This is a genomic window from Salinisphaera hydrothermalis C41B8, from assembly GCF_000732535.1.
In the GTDB taxonomy this organism is placed as follows: domain Bacteria; phylum Pseudomonadota; class Gammaproteobacteria; order Nevskiales; family Salinisphaeraceae; genus Salinisphaera; species Salinisphaera hydrothermalis.
In genome coordinates this window covers 18,199-33,506 of record NZ_APNK01000039.1, presented here as the reverse complement: position 1 = coordinate 33,506, position 15,308 = coordinate 18,199, and the positions used below count along the sequence as shown (strand labels likewise).

At 64.2% G+C, this 15,308-nt stretch carries 16 protein-coding genes; 10 read left to right on the top strand and 6 right to left on the bottom strand.

The window, feature by feature from the left end:
• Positions 1 to 39: 39 nt before the first annotated feature.
• A complete protein-coding gene (locus C41B8_RS16720; protein WP_037340786.1) occupies positions 40 to 309 on the bottom strand; it encodes a hypothetical protein in 270 nt (89 codons plus the stop codon).
• Between the two features lie 112 nt (positions 310 to 421).
• Here C41B8_RS16720 and C41B8_RS16715 point away from each other — a divergent pair, with 112 nt between their 5' ends.
• Positions 422 to 700 carry an acyl carrier protein gene (locus tag C41B8_RS16715; protein WP_037340785.1) on the top strand — a complete coding sequence of 93 codons (279 nt, stop codon included), beginning with the start codon at positions 422 to 424 and terminating at the stop codon, positions 698 to 700.
• A gap of 36 nt (positions 701 to 736) precedes the next feature.
• The gene (locus tag C41B8_RS16710) at positions 737 to 1,957 is read left to right on the top strand and encodes a beta-ketoacyl-[acyl-carrier-protein] synthase family protein (protein ID WP_037340783.1); all 1,221 of its coding nucleotides are present in this window, start codon (positions 737 to 739) and stop codon (positions 1,955 to 1,957) included.
• A gap of 86 nt (positions 1,958 to 2,043) precedes the next feature.
• On the opposite strand, the gene C41B8_RS16705 is transcribed toward C41B8_RS16710, so the two are convergent.
• Together C41B8_RS16705 and C41B8_RS16700 are read right to left on the bottom strand one after the other, a co-directional pair.
• Complete coding sequence (locus tag C41B8_RS16705) at positions 2,044 to 3,456, bottom strand: aspartate aminotransferase family protein (protein WP_037340781.1); 1,413 nt, start codon at positions 3,454 to 3,456, stop codon at positions 2,044 to 2,046.
• The gene (locus tag C41B8_RS16700; RefSeq protein ID WP_051883698.1) at positions 3,453 to 4,148 is read right to left on the bottom strand and encodes an HAD-IB family phosphatase; all 696 of its coding nucleotides are present in this window, start codon (positions 4,146 to 4,148) and stop codon (positions 3,453 to 3,455) included. The genes C41B8_RS16705 and C41B8_RS16700 overlap by 4 nt, the downstream gene beginning before the upstream one ends.
• Positions 4,149 to 4,333: 185 nt before the next feature.
• On the opposite strand from C41B8_RS16700, the gene C41B8_RS16695 reads away from it, so the two are divergent.
• Complete coding sequence (locus C41B8_RS16695) at positions 4,334 to 5,167, top strand: alpha/beta fold hydrolase (RefSeq protein ID WP_037340778.1); 834 nt, start codon at positions 4,334 to 4,336, stop codon at positions 5,165 to 5,167.
• A 64-nt stretch (positions 5,168 to 5,231) separates the two neighbouring features.
• Positions 5,232 to 5,582, top strand: coding sequence for a hypothetical protein (locus C41B8_RS16690; RefSeq protein ID WP_037340776.1), 351 nt, complete (start codon positions 5,232 to 5,234; stop codon positions 5,580 to 5,582).
• 88 nt (positions 5,583 to 5,670) lie between these two features.
• Here C41B8_RS16690 and C41B8_RS16685 read toward each other — a convergent pair whose 3' ends face one another.
• Positions 5,671 to 6,735, bottom strand: a complete 1,065-nt coding sequence (locus C41B8_RS16685; RefSeq protein WP_037340774.1) for an NAD(P)-dependent alcohol dehydrogenase — start codon at positions 6,733 to 6,735, stop codon at positions 5,671 to 5,673.
• 192 nt (positions 6,736 to 6,927) lie between these two features.
• On the opposite strand from C41B8_RS16685, the gene C41B8_RS16680 reads away from it, so the two are divergent.
• Entirely contained in the window at positions 6,928 to 7,866 is a 939-nt protein-coding gene (locus tag C41B8_RS16680) for an AraC family transcriptional regulator (RefSeq protein ID WP_084189154.1), read from the top strand.
• A 110-nt stretch (positions 7,867 to 7,976) separates the two neighbouring features.
• Here C41B8_RS16680 and arfB read toward each other — a convergent pair whose 3' ends face one another.
• Positions 7,977 to 8,402, bottom strand: a complete 426-nt coding sequence (gene arfB / locus C41B8_RS16675) for an alternative ribosome rescue aminoacyl-tRNA hydrolase ArfB (RefSeq protein WP_037340772.1) — start codon at positions 8,400 to 8,402, stop codon at positions 7,977 to 7,979.
• A gap of 5 nt (positions 8,403 to 8,407) precedes the next feature.
• Positions 8,408 to 9,325, bottom strand: coding sequence for a mechanosensitive ion channel family protein (locus tag C41B8_RS16670; RefSeq protein WP_037340816.1), 918 nt, complete (start codon positions 9,323 to 9,325; stop codon positions 8,408 to 8,410).
• 109 nt (positions 9,326 to 9,434) lie between these two features.
• On the opposite strand from C41B8_RS16670, the gene C41B8_RS16665 reads away from it, so the two are divergent.
• The 5 genes from C41B8_RS16665 (at position 9,435) to C41B8_RS16645 (ending at position 15,276) form a co-directional block, all read left to right on the top strand.
• Entirely contained in the window at positions 9,435 to 10,712 is a 1,278-nt protein-coding gene (locus C41B8_RS16665; protein ID WP_037340770.1) for a putative DNA modification/repair radical SAM protein, read from the top strand.
• Positions 10,713 to 10,747: 35 nt separating this feature from the next.
• Complete coding sequence (locus C41B8_RS19820; RefSeq protein WP_051883696.1) at positions 10,748 to 11,389, top strand: hypothetical protein; 642 nt, start codon at positions 10,748 to 10,750, stop codon at positions 11,387 to 11,389.
• A gap of 103 nt (positions 11,390 to 11,492) precedes the next feature.
• A complete protein-coding gene (locus tag C41B8_RS16655; RefSeq protein WP_051883695.1) occupies positions 11,493 to 12,272 on the top strand; it encodes a DUF3307 domain-containing protein in 780 nt (259 codons plus the stop codon).
• A gap of 2 nt (positions 12,273 to 12,274) precedes the next feature.
• Positions 12,275 to 13,732: a UdgX family uracil-DNA binding protein gene (locus tag C41B8_RS16650; protein WP_084189152.1), complete on the top strand. Its 1,458-nt coding sequence runs from the start codon at positions 12,275 to 12,277 to the stop codon at positions 13,730 to 13,732.
• A 128-nt stretch (positions 13,733 to 13,860) separates the two neighbouring features.
• Positions 13,861 to 15,276, top strand: coding sequence for a sugar porter family MFS transporter (locus C41B8_RS16645; protein ID WP_051883694.1), 1,416 nt, complete (start codon positions 13,861 to 13,863; stop codon positions 15,274 to 15,276).
• Positions 15,277 to 15,308: the final 32 nt, after the last annotated feature.

The following is a 15,308-nucleotide window of genomic DNA, read 5'->3' as shown; positions in this document are numbered from 1 at the left end:
CATAAGATCGCTTTGAACTCTGGCGTTAACGTTGAACCATCATACAGCGGGACCAAACACATATTCGCTGGCCGTGGCGCCGATGAAGCGTGTGCGTGGTCGTAACAGCCGGCCCCAGACGCGGTAGAGCGGTAGCCCGCGTATGCGTTCGCGCAGCGGCGCATCGGCGGTGGTCAGCAAGTCGAAACGGGTCGCGAACGTGGGGGTGCCGCCGACCGTGCTGGCGAGCGCGAAGCCCGCCGGCGGATGGGTGCGTAGATGCTGTAGTAGTGCGGCCGGTTCGAGTTGGCCGATGAAAGGCGTTTGCAAGGTTCGATTCCTACCGTGAGCTTGTGGCTTCGCTCCGGCGCATCGCGCGTCCCCGAGGCCATGGCCATGGAACAGGCTTGGCAGCGTCGCAGCGTCCTTCCGGAGAATCGATATGAGCGTTACCGTTCAAGAGCAGGTTTTCGCGATCATCGCCGAGCACGGCCAGATCGATGCGAAAACGATTACCCCCGAGTCCACGTTGGCGGACTTGGGTATTGCCTCGCTGGAAGCAATGGAGATCGTGTTCGATATCGAGGAGCACTTCGATATCAATCTGCCCGATCGCGACCCGAACTTCGACACCGATACCGCGCAAGGCCTGATCGACGCCATCGACCAGGGGTTGCAGCAGAAGGCTGCCAGCAGCGGTCTCGACGCGCGCCTCGGCTGAATGTCTTAACCCTTGGCGAACTCTGCGGAGACCGGCATGCATCGCGTGGTGATTACCGGCATGGGTGCGGTGAGCGCGCTCGGCCTGGGCCAGGCGCCGCTCTGGCGTGCCATGGTGGAAGGGCGCAGCGGCATCGGGCCGCTGCGTTCGCCCGAGCCCGACGTGGCATTGCGCATGAAAGTGGCTGCCCAGTTGGCGGACTTCGATCCCACGGCGCATTTCGATGACGCGCAGCTGAGCCTGCTCGACCGCGTATCCCAGCTGGGCTTGGTCGCCGCCCGCGAGGCCGTGGCCCAGGCCGGCATCGACTTCGCGGCCGGTGGTGTCGGCGCCCGGACCGCCACCGTGGTCGGTACGGGCACAGGCGGCGAGATCTCGCGCGATAGCCAGAGCCGACGCGTGTACCGCGACAACTCGGCGCGCGTGCATCCCTTGTCGATCCTGCGCACGATGCCCAACGCGCCGGCCAGCCATATCAGCATGGAGTTTGGGTTGACCGGGCCGGCGTTTGGTGTGGTCAGCGCTTGTGCCTCGTCCAACCACGCCATTATCCAGGCCATGGCCATGCTGCGCTCCGGCCTGGCCGACGTAGCGCTGACCGGCGGCACCGAGGCCTGCCTGAGTCTGTGCGGTATCCGCGCCTGGGAAGCCATGCGCGTGGTGGCCGACGACACCTGCCGCCCGTTCAGCCGGCAGCGCCGCGGCCTGGTGCTGGGCGAAGGCGCAGGCATATACGTGCTGGAAACGTTGGAACACGCGCGTCGGCGTGGCGCCGTCATCCTGGCGGAACTCGTCGGCGGCGGCATGAGCGCCGATGCCGGCGACATCGTCGCGCCCTCGGTGGACGGGGCCGCGCGCGCTATGCGCATGGCGCTCGACGTGGCCGGACTCGCGCCCGAACGTATCGGCTATATCAATGCCCACGGTACCGCCACGGCGGTTAACGATCCCACCGAGACGCGTGCTATTCGCCAGGTCTTCGGCGCGCATGCCGATCGTCTGGCCGTATCCTCCACCAAGGCGATCCATGGCCACGCGCTGGGCGCGGCCGGCGCGCTCGAGCTGATCGCTGCGGTCGGCGCCCTGCGCGAAGACGTGATTCCGCCCACGGCCCATTTTATCGACCCGGACCCGCTGTGCGACCTGGACTACGTGCCCAACATCGCTCGAGAGCAGCGCGTCGAGGCCGTGCTGTCGAATTCGTTCGCCTTCGGTGGCCTGAACGCCGTATTGGCACTGCGTCGCATCGAGCCCTGACGATATAGGCGTCCTAACGCAACCGCCCCGGCGAAAACGCCGGGGCGGTGGAGGCGATGGTTGCCGCAAGACGACGGTCACGTGGCTCAGGCGAGGCGCTTGGCCTTGGTCAGCAGCTGGTCCAGCAGGGCGATGCCCAGGTCGATTTCCTCGGTGCTGATATGCAGCGACGGCGCCAGCGTGATGACGTTCTTGTAGTAGCCGCCGATATCCAGCACCAGGCCCAGCTTCTTGCCGTTGTATTCGAGGTCGCCGGCCAGGCCGATATCGACCATGCGATCGACCAGCGCCTTGTTCGGCGTGAAGCCGTCTTCGGTGCAGATCTCGGCGCGCAGCGCCAGGCCGAGGCCGTCGACGTCGCCGATTTCCTTGTGGCGCGTCTGCAGGTCCTTCAAACCTTCCAGGAGGTGTGCGCCCTTGGCCATGACCATGGCTTCGTAGTCGGTCTCGTGCATCATCTTCATCGCCTCCAGGCCGACCGCGGTGCCCAGCGGATTGGCGTTGAAGGTCGAATGCGTCGAGCCCGGCGGGAACACCTCCGGATTGATCAGCTCTTCCCGGGCCCACAGGCCGGACAGCGGGTTGAGACCGTTGGTCAGCGCCTTGCCGAATACGATCATGTCCGGCGTGACGCCGAAGTGCTCGATCGACCACAACTTGCCGGTGCGATAGAAACCCATCTGGATTTCGTCGGTGACCATCAGGATGCCGTACTGGTCCAGTACCTTCTTCAAGCCCTTGAAGTAGTTCATCGGCGGCACGATGTAGCCGCCCGTGCCCTGCAGCGGCTCGACGTAGAACGCTGCGTACTCGCACTCGCGAACCTTCGGGTCCCACACGCCGTGGTATTCGGTTTCGAACAGGCGTGCGAACTCGGCTACCAGATGCTCGCCGTACTCTTCCTTATCCATGCCCTTGGGGCGACGGAACGGGTACGGATACGGCAGGAACATCGCGCGCTCGCCGAAGTGGCCGTAGCGGCGGCGATAGCGATAGCTGGAGGTGATCGATGAGGCGCCCAGGGTGCGGCCATGATAGCCACCCTCGAAGGCGAACATCAGGCTCTTGCCGCCGGTGTAATTGCGGATGATCTTGAGCGAATCCTCGATCGCCTGCGCACCGCCCACGTTGAAATGCACACGCCCGGGCAGGCCGAACTTGCGCTCGGCGTCGACCGCGATGGTCTTGGCCAGCTCGATCTTCTCGCGATGCAGATACTGGCTGGCCACCTGCGGCAGTTGGTCGATCTGGCGCTTGAGTGCGTTGTTCAGACGCTGGTTGGCATAGCCGAAGTTGACCGCCGAGTACCACATCTGCAAATCGAGATACGGCGTGCCGGAGGCGTCGTACATATAGCTGCCTTCGCAGCCGTCGAACAGCTTGGGCGGGTCGGTGTAATGGACCGTGTCGCCGAAGGAGCAGTAGCGGGCCTCATCGGCCAGCATGCGGTCATTCGAGTCGTCGAGGACGATCGCCTCGCTATTCAAAACGCTACTCATACCATTTGCCTGCGCAGGGGGAGGGTTTCGGAAAAAACGGTCGGCATGCCGGTAAGCTCGGCCAGATGCGGCAGCAGGGCGCGCGCGCCCCGCAGATCCGAGATTGCGGCATGGGGAATGCCATGGATTCGGCAGTGCTCGATCAGGCGATCCTTGGCGAATACATAGTCGGCCGTGCCGGCCAGACAAAAGTCCGACTGACCGTCGCCGACGAGCAGCGTCGTTGCCCGGTCGCTGGCGATGCGGCATTTGCAGGTGCCGCTACCGGCGGCACAGGCGGTGCTTGCGTACGGTGAACGCAGCGACCAGCCCCGGTGGCCGTCGTGCACCAGTTGGTTGGCGCGAATCGGAAGATGGCCGAGGCCGTAGCCGGCCAGGATGCGTTGTATGGCGTAGTCGAGCCCGTCGCTGACCACCATGACCGACATGCCCATCCGCGTGGCGTCGGCGACGAAGGCCGGGAACGCCGGGTCGATGACCATGGTATCGAGCAGCGTGTCCACCGCCTGCTGCGACGCATCGATCAAGGCCACCTGGGCCGTCATGCATTCGCGTGACCCGATACGGCCGGCACGCCAGTCCGCCTCGATACGAGTCCACTCGGGCGCTGCGAAGCTCGCGAGTAATTCATCGGTGACATCGTCCAAGGCAATCGTGCCGTCGAAGTCACACAGGATCATCCAGTCGCGCAAGAAAGACTCCGGTCTTGAAGTGCTCACAGGGCGAAAGGCTATCGGTCGATTCTTTCGGCGCCCTTTCCTCCGAACTATTGGCAAGAGGCGTCGCGCGTCCGGCCCCGTCGGGCCCGATCTCTTTCGTGTGTCGTCGAGCTGGCGCATATTGGGCGCGTTGCTCATTCGACTTACTGGAGAACGTCATGGGATATATACAGGTCGGAACCGAGAACACGGCCCCCATCGAGCTTTATTACGAAGACGTCGGCGCGGGCCGCCCGGTGGTCCTCATCCATGGCTGGCCGCTGTCCGGGCGTTCCTGGGAAAACCAGGTCCGGCCGCTGGTCGAAGCCGGTTACCGCGTGATCACCTATGACCGGCGCGGGTTTGGCAAGTCGTCGCAGCCGTGGAGCGGCTACGATTACGATACTTTCGCGGCCGATCTGAACACGCTGATGGAGAAACTCGACCTGCACGACGCCACGCTGGTCGGTTTTTCCATGGGCGGCGGCGAGGTCGCGCGTTATCTGGGTACCTATGGCACGTCGCGGATTGCCGGGGCGGTGTTTGCTGCGGCCGTGCCGCCTTATCTGTACAAGACGGACGACAATCCGGAAGGCGGGCTGGACGATGCCACGATCGAACAGTTCGAAGCCGGCGTGACCGGTGATCGCTTGGCCTTTATGGAGGATTTTTCGTCGAACTTCTTTTCCACCGAGGCGGGCGGCCTGCTGGTCAGCGAAGCGGCGCGGATCTATCACCGTAATTTGGCCTGGGGCGCTTCGGCCAAGGGCACGCTGGACTGTATCGCGGCGTTCGGGCGGACCGACTTCCGGGCCGATCTCCAACGTATCGATGTGCCCACGCTGGTGATCCACGGCGATGCCGATGCCATCGTGCCGCTGGAAGTCTCGGGCAAGCGCACGGCTGAAAGCATTCCTGACGCTTCGCTGGTGGTCATCCAGGGCGGCCCGCATGGCATTAATGCCACGCATGCCGAGGAGTTCAACCAGGCGTTGATCGAGTTTCTCGATTAATGCCCGAGCCGCGCCGGCCGTGCGCTGTATTCGGCCGGCGTGAGCATCGAAGCGGAGTTAACGCATGAAAAGTCTGGTGTTGAGTGCGGCGGGGCTGGGGCTGGTGATTGCCGGCTTGAGCGGTTGTCAGCAGAACGCAAGCCGCAGTGATGCGAGTCTCGATCAGGCCAAGCTGTGTCAGGTGGATACCTGGAAGCCGGTCACGGTGGCCAACAGCTGCGAGCCCGGCCAGAAGGTCGTGTTCCGGCCGAGCAAGTCGGCGGCCGACGATGCGCCGGTGCTGTTCGCGGCGGCCAATTGCGACATGCGTTACGCGGTGGCGGTGACGCCGGTCGGGGCGACCTGTATCTACAAGCCGATCCGTTCGGCCGGGAAGCTGGGCGCGCCTGCCGCGGATAACGGCTCTTCGTCCTGACGGCGGTGCTGCGGCCATAAAAAAGCCGGCGTCCGAAGACGCCGGCTTTTCGAGGCCACGCAGGACGTGGCCCATTGGAGGCGGTCGCTTAGGCGGCCTTGTCCTTCATCGATGCCATATCGATGACGAAGCGATAGCGCACGTCGCCATCCTTCATCCGATCGAAGGCTTCGTTGATGTAGTCCATGTTGATCACCTCGACGTCGCAGGTGATGCCGCGCTCGGCACAGAAGTCGAGCACTTCCTGCGTCTCCGGCATGCCGCCGATCAACGAACCGCCCACGACGCGGCGCTTGAAGATCAGGTTCATGCCGGTGATGGCCGGTTCGATCGGGTCCATCAGGCCGACCAGAATATGCGTGCCGTCATATTTCAGGGTCGCCAGGTAGGGATCGATCGGGTGCTGCACCGGCACCGTGTCGAGCATGAAGTCGTAGGTTTCGGCCACGGCCGCCATCTGCTCGTCGTCGGTCGAAACCACGACGTGATCGGCGCCGTTGGACTTGGCCTCTTCGACCTTGGATTCCGAGCGGGTGAACACCGTTACTTCGGCGCCCAGGGCCTTGGCGAGCTTCACGCCCATGTGGCCGAGACCGCCCATGCCGATTACGCCGACCTTGTGCCCGGCCTTCACGCCGTAGTGCTTGAGCGGCGAATAGGTGGTGATGCCGGCACACAGCAGCGGTGCGGCCGACTTCAGATCGATGCCATCGGGCATGCGCACCACGAAGCGCTCCGAGACCACCACGAAGGTGGAGTAGCCGCCCTGGGTCATGGTGCCGTCGTGACGGTCTTCACTGCCGTAGGTCATGGTGAAGCCGTTGAGGCAGTACTGTTCCAGACCGTCATCGCAGGCCTGGCACTCGCGGCAGGAATCGACCATGCAGCCGACGCCGACCAGATCGCCTTCCTTGTACTGCGTGACCTCGGGGCCGACATGGGTGACCCGGCCTACGATCTCGTGCCCCGGCACAACCGGAAACTCGGTGAAACCCCAGTCGTTCTTGGCGAAGTGCAGATCCGAATGACAGACGCCACAGTAGAGAATCTCGATCGAAACGTCGTCCGGGCGCGGGTCGCGGCGCTCGAAATGCCAGTGTTCGAGCGGTTTGTCGGCCGCGTGAGCCGCGTAAGCTTGGGTCTCCGTAGGCATGAAGCCTCCTTTGAATGACGATGAGTGCAGGCAGCGGCCTGCTGTCGCCATTAAGCATTGAGTCGCGTAGATGCCGACACCATAGATAATCATGGTCCGTTTATGCCTGAAACTATGAGTGGTGCGGGCGGGACGATAGAATTCGCCTGGTTTTGTGCACAATCTTATGTCTGTGCTGGAGGCGGCATTGTGATGGTTGAGCAGATGACAACGCCGGAGCCGAGTCGGCTTCATCGCATGGCGCGGATGATCGAGCGCCATGTGCGGCATGACGGATTCAACGAGACGGCGCTCGATTCGCTGTCCCTCGTGGCCTCGCATTGTCGGCGCGAACGCGAGCCGATCGTCTACGAGCCCGGGCTTGTTTTCATCGTGCAAGGCGGGAAAATCGGTTTTGTCGACGATCGTGTCATTCGCTACGGCGCCGGGCATTATCTGGTTCAGGCCATGCCGTTGCCGTTCGAGTGCGAGACGTCCGGCTCGCCCGATCAACCACTGCTGGGGGCGGCCCTGCGTATCGCTCCGGAGCTGCTGGCCGAACTGGCGGGCGCGGTCAGCCGGGAAACACCGGATAACCGCCTCATTCACGACGATGACGCCCTGCCCATGGCGGCGGTGACGTTGGACGGCGCCATTGGCGATGCCCTGGAACGTCTGCTCGATTGCCTCGACGACCCGGAAGCTGCGAAAGCACTCGGGCAGGCCCGAATCCGCGAAGTGATTTTCGAGTCCCTGCGTGGACCCCAGGGGCATCTCTTGCGGCAGTTGCTGCAATCCCAGGGCGCTTATGCTCGCATCGGCGGCGCGATCGAGATGCTGCGAACGGAATATGCTTCGCCGTTGTCGGTATCGTCGCTGGCGGCCCGCGCCCACATGAGCGTGTCGAGCTTTCATGCCCATTTCAAACAGCTGACGCGGATTTCGCCGCTGCAGTATCAGAAGCGTATCCGTCTGCTGAAAGCACGGGATCTGCTGGTCCAGAATACCTCGAACGTCAGCGGTGCCGCGAGCGCGGTCGGCTACCAGAGCGCGTCGCAATTCTCGCGCGAATACAAGCGCTATTTCGGCGTGGCGCCGGCCTACGATCGCGGTTCCGCGCCCGACGACGAAGATACGCCGATCGCGTCCTGAGCGTATCGAAAAGAAGGCGCCGGATACGGGAATCGGATAGGGGGGGGCGGTCGCCGGCTTTGGCGCTGCCTGGGTTGCTTGCCGCGGCCGCCGGCCGCCGCTCGGCGCGCTCAGTCGCTTGGTCGGCCGCGGCCACGCAGCGCCTTCAGCCGGCCGCGGCGTTTCTTGTCGTCCGTGCGTTTGCGTTTCGCTGTTTTGGAGGGCCGGGTCGGGCGACGCTTCTTCGGGGCCTGTCCGGCTGCGGCCAAGATCGTGGCCAGACGCTGGCGAGCATCCTCGAGATTGGCGTCCTGGCTTCGATACTGCTGAGCCTTGATCACGATCGTGCCGTCGCGGGTGATGCGTTGATCGGTGCCCGCGCGTGCCATCAGGCGGCTCTTGTAGATCTCGGGCAGGCTCGAATCCGGAATCGAGAAGCGCAGGTGTACGGCCGAGTTGGTTTTGTTGACCTTCTGCCCGCCGGCGCCCTGGGCGCGCACGGCCTGCCATTCGATCTCGGCCTCGGGGAGGGTCACGGTGTTGGAGATTGCGAGCATGGCGGTCAGGAATCGGCGTCGCGGGCGATGGTCAGCGGTTCGGCGAAGGTCAGGGTACGGTAGGGGAAGGGAATTTCCATGCCCGCGGCATCCAGCGCGGCCTTGATCGCCACCACTACCTCGCTGCGCGAACGGCGGACCTCGAGCGGGGTCGAGCCGCACCACCAGGCGACTTCGATTTCCATCCCGCTGTCGCCGAAGCCGTGGGCGAACACCTGAACCGGGCGTTCGCGCATCACGTCCTCGCAGCCGTCCATGGCCTTCTCGATCACCTCGAGGGCAGCGGCTAGATCCACCGAATAGGCCACGCCGGTGATGATCGATATCCGGCGTTCCGGCTGATCGGTGAGCACCAGCACCGGGTTCTTGAACAGCCGGCTGTTGGGCACCAGCAGCAGTTCGCCGGTGGTCTGGCGTAGCGTGGTCATGCGGATATGCACCCGCTCCACCCGGCCGAGCAGGTCGCCGCATTCGATGAAGTCGCCCGATTCGAACGGGTATTTCCAGAGCATCAGCATGCCGGCGAAGAAATTCTCGAAGGTGTCGCGGAAGGCGAAGCCCACGGCCACCGACAGCAGACCGAGCCCGCCCAACGCCTTGGCGGGCGACAAGTCGGGAAAGACCACGATCGCGGCCAGCAACAGGCCCGCCGCCCAGATCGCGATCTTGATCAGGCGTTCGATCAGCCGCAGCAGTGACGGCCGGGCGCGCTTCCCGGCAATGCGGTGGGCGAGCTTGAGACTCGCCCAGGCCAGCAGCCACGTGATCAGGAGGATCACCAGCGCGATGCCAAGCATCGGCAGGCGCGCGACAAAGCCCGTCCAGGCCTGCATCAGCGTATTCAGCGCGACCGCCACGACGTGGTCGAGCGAGAAGGCCGCCTTGGCGGCCGGTAGCGCGGTGTCGGGTGTGGCCTGGGTCACGGCGGTCTCGGTGGCTTTAAACCATTGTTCGCAGGGCGACGGCATCGCCGCAAGCCGGAGCCGACGATCGGCTGCATCCGAATCGCTCGCTCCTGTATAAATAGACAGTATGGAAACGATCGACAAGCTGGCCATCCTCGCGGACGCCGCCAAATACGATGCGTCTTGTGCGTCCAGCGGCACGACGTCGCGTTCGTCGTTGGGCGGGCGCGGGGTCGGCTCGGCCGAGGGCTCGGGCATCTGCCATGCCTATGCGCCGGACGGGCGTTGTATCTCGCTGCTCAAGATCCTGCTCACGAACTTCTGTATCTACGAGTGCAGCTACTGCATCAACCGCAACTCGTCGAACGTGCGGCGCGCACGGTTCACGACGAAGGAAGTGGTGGATCTCACGCTGGATTTCTACAAGCGCAACTACATCGAAGGGCTGTTTCTGTCCTCGGGCGTGATCCAGTCGGCCGACTACACCATGGCGCAGCTCGTGGAAGTCGCGCGCAGTCTGCGCGTCGATCACGATTTTCGCGGCTATATCCATCTCAAGACGATTCCGGACGCCGACGGCGAACTGCTGGCCGATGCCGGCAAGTACGCCGACCGTCTGTCGATCAACGTCGAACTGCCGACGCAGACCGCGCTGCACGATTTGGCCCCGGAAAAAGATCATCGCACCATCAAGCTATCGATGGCGCGCATTCGGTCGCGACAGGAGGAACAGGCCGAGGCGCGCCGGGCCGCCCGGCGCATTACCAATGCGCGCCCCAAGGCCGCACCGGTCGAGCGGTTCGCGCCGGCGGGGCAGTCTACCCAGATGATCATTGGTGCCGAGCCGTCCACCGATGCCGACATCCTCTCGACTACGGCGGATCTGTATTCGTCCTATCGGCTCAAGCGTGTTTATTTTTCGGCGTTTTCGCCGATCCCGGATGCGTCGGCGAAGCTGCCGGCCCGGCGCACATCGCTGATTCGCGAGCATCGCTTGTATCAATCGGATTGGCTGATTCGTTTTTATGGGTATCGCCACGATGAAATCACGGCCGGCGCCGACGATGCGTCGGCTGCCGGCATGCTGGATCTGGAGGTCGATCCCAAGCTTGCCTGGGCGTTGCGCAACCGAGCGTATTTCCCGGTCAATCTGAATCGGGATGACCGCGAGCGCTTGCTGCGCGTGCCGGGTCTTGGGGTGAAATCGGTCAATCGTATTCTGGCCATGCGACGCTGGCAGAAAGTACGGCTGGAGGATCTGGTGGCGCTCAAGGCGAGCGTGAAGAAAGCCATGCCGTTCGTGATCTGTGCCAATCACCACCCGGGGCTCGGCGATGTCAGCAGCGCGCGGCTGCGTTCGCGGTTTGCACCGCCCGCGGCGGCGCAGCAGAGTTTTGATTTCTAGGCTCCGGCCGCCGCCGATTCGAAGAGAGATCGTCCATGAACCCATCGACCGTTTGTGTTCTGACCGGCGACATCGTCAAATCTTCAGCGCTGTCGACCGGCGCGCTCGATGCGGTGATGACCGCGCTCGGCGAAGCCGCGTCTGCGATCGGCGAATGGCCCGACGAGGATGGGGTGCGCTACGAACGATTTCGCGGCGACGGCTGGCAAATGCTCATCGAGCGGCCGGCTCATGCGCTGCGCGCTTGCCTGTTTGCCCGCGCGGCGGTGCGCTGGGCCTGCGACGACGCCGAAACCCGTATCGGTATCGGTCTGGGCCATGTGCAAGCGGGGGCCACGCTCGCCGAATCCGCCGGGCCCGCGTTCGAGTTATCCGGCCGCGGGCTCGAGTCGCTCGGCGTCCACCAGCTCTGGCGTATCGAAGGCGAGCCAGAGGCATTGGCGGTGCGAGCGCTCACGCAGGGGCTGTTCGCCGTCTGCGACGAGCGCTCGCGTCACTGGACGAGCCGCCAGGCCGAAATTTTCATGTGGCTGGCCCAGCCGGACGCACCGTTGATGGCCGAAGTCGCGGAAGCGATGTCGGTACAGCCCCAGACCGTACAGACCCATTTTTCACGCGCGGGTGGGCATGCGTTGCTTGAAGCCGTGCATGCCTTCGAGGCGGCGTTGTCGTCATGACCGTAGGCACCATCAATAACAGTCGATTTCGACTGTTTTTTAATAAACAGCCTGAAAAGGCTGTGGTGCGTGGTATCGGGGCGTCGTCCGAGGGCGGCCGCGCATGATGCTGGAAACAGTGATCGCGCTGGTCTTCGCGCATGTCCTCGCGGATTTCATGGCACAGACACGTGCCATGATCGCCGCCAAGCGCCAGCCGCCGGTGTTCGCGCTGCATATCGCCTGCGTCGCGATATTCTCCGGGCTCGCGCTGGGCGCCCGCTCACTCGATGCCGCGGCGGCCATCGTCCTCGTGGTGGTTTCCCATGCCGTGTGCGATGCGCTCAAGATCCATCCGCGTGTCGACGCGCGCGCGGCCGCGATGCCGTTCGGGGCGTTGCAGTTGTTCGCCCTCGATCAAATCGCCCATCTGGTGTTCATCGGCTTGGCCGCGCTGCTCTGGCCAGGCGCCTTCGCCCACGGCTTCTGGCCGGCGCTGCTGACGCCGGAGCATGTCCGGGGCCTGCTGATCGGGTTCGTCTTTGGGGGCGGCTTCTGGCTGGCCACGCGTGTCGGTGATCTGATGCTGGCTCTATTGATGGCCGGGTTTCATCGCGCGTACCGCGCCTCGGACGGCGATGACGATAGCCCTCAGATGCCCGGCGCGGGCGCCTGGATCGGCTGGCTGGAACGCACGTTGGTATTTCTTTTCGTGTTGCTCGGTCAGTTCAATGCCATCGGCTTTGTCATCGCCGCGAAATCCATCCTGCGGTTCCAATACGCGCGCGAGCCGCGAATCAGCGAGATCGTAATTATCGGTACGCTGGCGAGTTTCGGCTGGGCGATCATCGTCGCGCTGCTGACGCACGCCGCATTCATCGGCCTGCAGACCACGGGACGCTGAGGATGGAACAAGTCTCGTTGTTCGGCGGCAGTGCCACGTCCGCGGGTCATGTCGCCGTGCGTTTCGTGCCGGATTTCGTCGGCTGGCAGGCCGCCGCCCGTGCTCAGTGGCAGGCCGGCCTGCCGCCGGCGTCGCTCTGGTGGCAAGCCGACCCGAAAGCCAAGGCCCCGCCCGCTGCCGACGATGCACCGGGGCCGCGGGTGCCGCGGTCGTTCGTGACGCTGGCGCGTGCCGCGGCCTGTTATCGCAGCGCGGATCGCTGGGCGTTGTTGTATCGGCTGTTGTGGCGGTTGTCTCACGGCGAACGGCATCTACTGACGCTGGTGGGCGATCCGGACGTCGCCCGGGTGAACCGCTACGCCAAGGCGGTGCGGCGCGACGTGCACAAAATGAAGGCGTTCGTGCGTTTTCGCACGGTGTTCGAACCTGGTTTCGACGAGCCGCGTTACGTGGCCTGGTTCGAGCCGGAACACGAGATCGTGGCCTATGCGGCCGGCTTCTTTCAGCGTCGCTTCGCCAATATGCGTTGGTCGATCCTGACGCCCGATCGCTGTGCGCACTGGGAGGGCAGCGGGGATGTCTGGTTCTCGCCCGGCACCGACAAGAGCGCGGCGCCGGACGGCGACGTCACGGAAGACGCGTGGCGAGTCTATTACCGCAGCATCTTCAATCCGGCCCGGATCAAGACGCGCGCGATGATGTCGGAAATGCCGGCAAAGTACTGGAAGAACCTGCCGGAAGCCGCGCTCATCCCGGGCTTGATCGCCGGGGCCGATCGTCGCGTGGCGGCCATGGAGGCCGACCGGCGCGAACAGGACACGCTGCGTTGCGGCGCCACGCCGGAGGCGCCCGCGGCCATGCTGGCGCGTCGCGCCGACGATGCCGAAAGCGGCTCGCTGCAACAGCTGGCGCTGCGCGCGGCCGGTTGCCAGCGCTGTGCTTTGTGCGGGCCGGCGACCCAGACCGTGTTCGGCGAGGGACCGGCCGACGCGCGCATCATGCTGGTGGGCGAACAGCCCGGCGATGCCGAGGACCTCGCCGGGCGGCCGTTCGTCGGCCCGGCGGGGCAACTGCTCGATGCAGCGCTGAGCGAGGCGGGGCTGGATCGTCGATCGTTGTATGTCACCAATGCCGTCAAGCATTTCAAGTTCACGCCCAAAGGCAAGACCCGGCTGCACGCCAAGCCCGACTACCATGAGATCCACGCCTGCCGCCCCTGGCTCGAGGCCGAGATCGAGCGCGTGGCGCCCGACGTCGTGGTTGCCCTGGGCGCGAGCGCGGCCATGGCACTGCTCGACCGCCGTATCTCGGTGACGCGGCAACGCGGCCAGCGCATCGCTTGGCACGAACGATGCCTGATTCCCACCGTGCATCCGTCGTTCATCCTCCGATCGCGCGAGCGGCGCGATGCGGAGTATCGCCGGTTCGTGGCCGATCTGAGTGCGATTACCGCCACCTAAAAGTCGTGCGTCTCATCCCAAAGATGTAGTGCTGTATCACGCAGTGAACGCGATAATGAATCGATTCAGCAAACAGCGCGCCCGGCATTAATCCGCCCCGGCGCGTCTTTTTTCTTGAGGGTGAAACCATGAGCGAATCCGTCAGCACAGCACCCACCGGGCTGCTCAAGGGACGGCCGCTGATCGGCATGGTGTCGGTCGTCGCGGCCCTGGGCGGGCTGTTGTTCGGCTACGACACCGGCATCATCGGCGTGGCCCTGCTTGGCCTCGCACACGACTTTTCGCTGACCGACAACCTCAAACAGATCGTCACCGGCGCGATCATCTTCGGGGCGCTGTTCGGCGTGTTCAGCACCGGCGCGATCTCCGACAAGATCGGGCGCCGACGCTCGATCATGCTGGTGGGGTTGATCTTCACCATCGGTTCGTTGATGTCGGCGATGGCACCGACGGTGATCTTCCTGATCGCCTCGCGCTTCATCCTGGGCCTGTCCGCGGGCAGCGCGACCCAGATCATCCCGGTCTATATCGGCGAAGTCGCGCCGCCCGCTTCCCGCGGCAAGCTGGTGGTGATGTTCCAGTTCATGGTCGTGTTCGGCATTCTGGTGGCTTATCTCACCGGCTACGCGCTGGGTGACGCCTGGCGCTGGATGTTCGGCCTGGGGATGATTCCGGCCGTGATTTTGATGGTCGGCATGCTGCTGTTGCCCGAGTCGCCGCGCTGGCTGGTCAACCGCGATCGCGAGGACGACGCCCTGGGGGTGCTCACCCGCGTGCGCCTGGATCGGGCGGCGGCACAGCGAGAAGTGGACGAAATCAAGGATATTTCGGCCCGGCCGGAAGGCAGCTGGGCGGATCTGTTTTCGCCCTGGATTCGCCCGGCGCTGGTGGCCGGGGCCGGGATCGCCATGTTTTCACAGATCACCGGTAACAATGCGCTGCTGTATTACGCGCCGACCATCCTGACCGAGGCTGGGTTCGGCGACAACGCCTCGATCCTGGCGTCGATCGGCGCCATCGTGCTGGTCAATATCAGCACCATCTTCGGCATCCTGATGGTCGATCGCATCGGTCGGCGCCGCTTCTTGTTGTGGATGGTGCCGGGTTCGGCCGTGGCCATGGCGGTGATGGCGATCCTGTTCATGGGCGGCATGCCGCAGGCCTCGGCCGCTCAGTATCTGCTGATTGCATGCATGGCCGTCTACATGGCCTTGAACTGCAGCTTCGGTGTGGCGTTGTGGCTGATCAATGCCGAGGTCTACCCGTTGTTCGTACGCGGCAAGGGCGCGAGCGTTGGTGCGTTCTCGCACTGGACTTTCGATCTGCTGGTCACGCTGACCACGCTCACCCTGATCAATGCGCTCGGTACTTCCGGCGCCTTCTGGCTGTATGCGGTCATCAGCGCGCTGGGCGTGGTGTTCATCATCCGCTATGTGCCGGAAACCAACGGCCGATCGCTGGAGCAGATCGAATCCGATCTGAAGGCGGGCGAGTTCTTCCCAGCGGATCAGCGCGATCACGCCGCGGCCGTGCCGTTGCGTTAATCGCGGGCTCCGATTCGAAACGCGTATCGCCG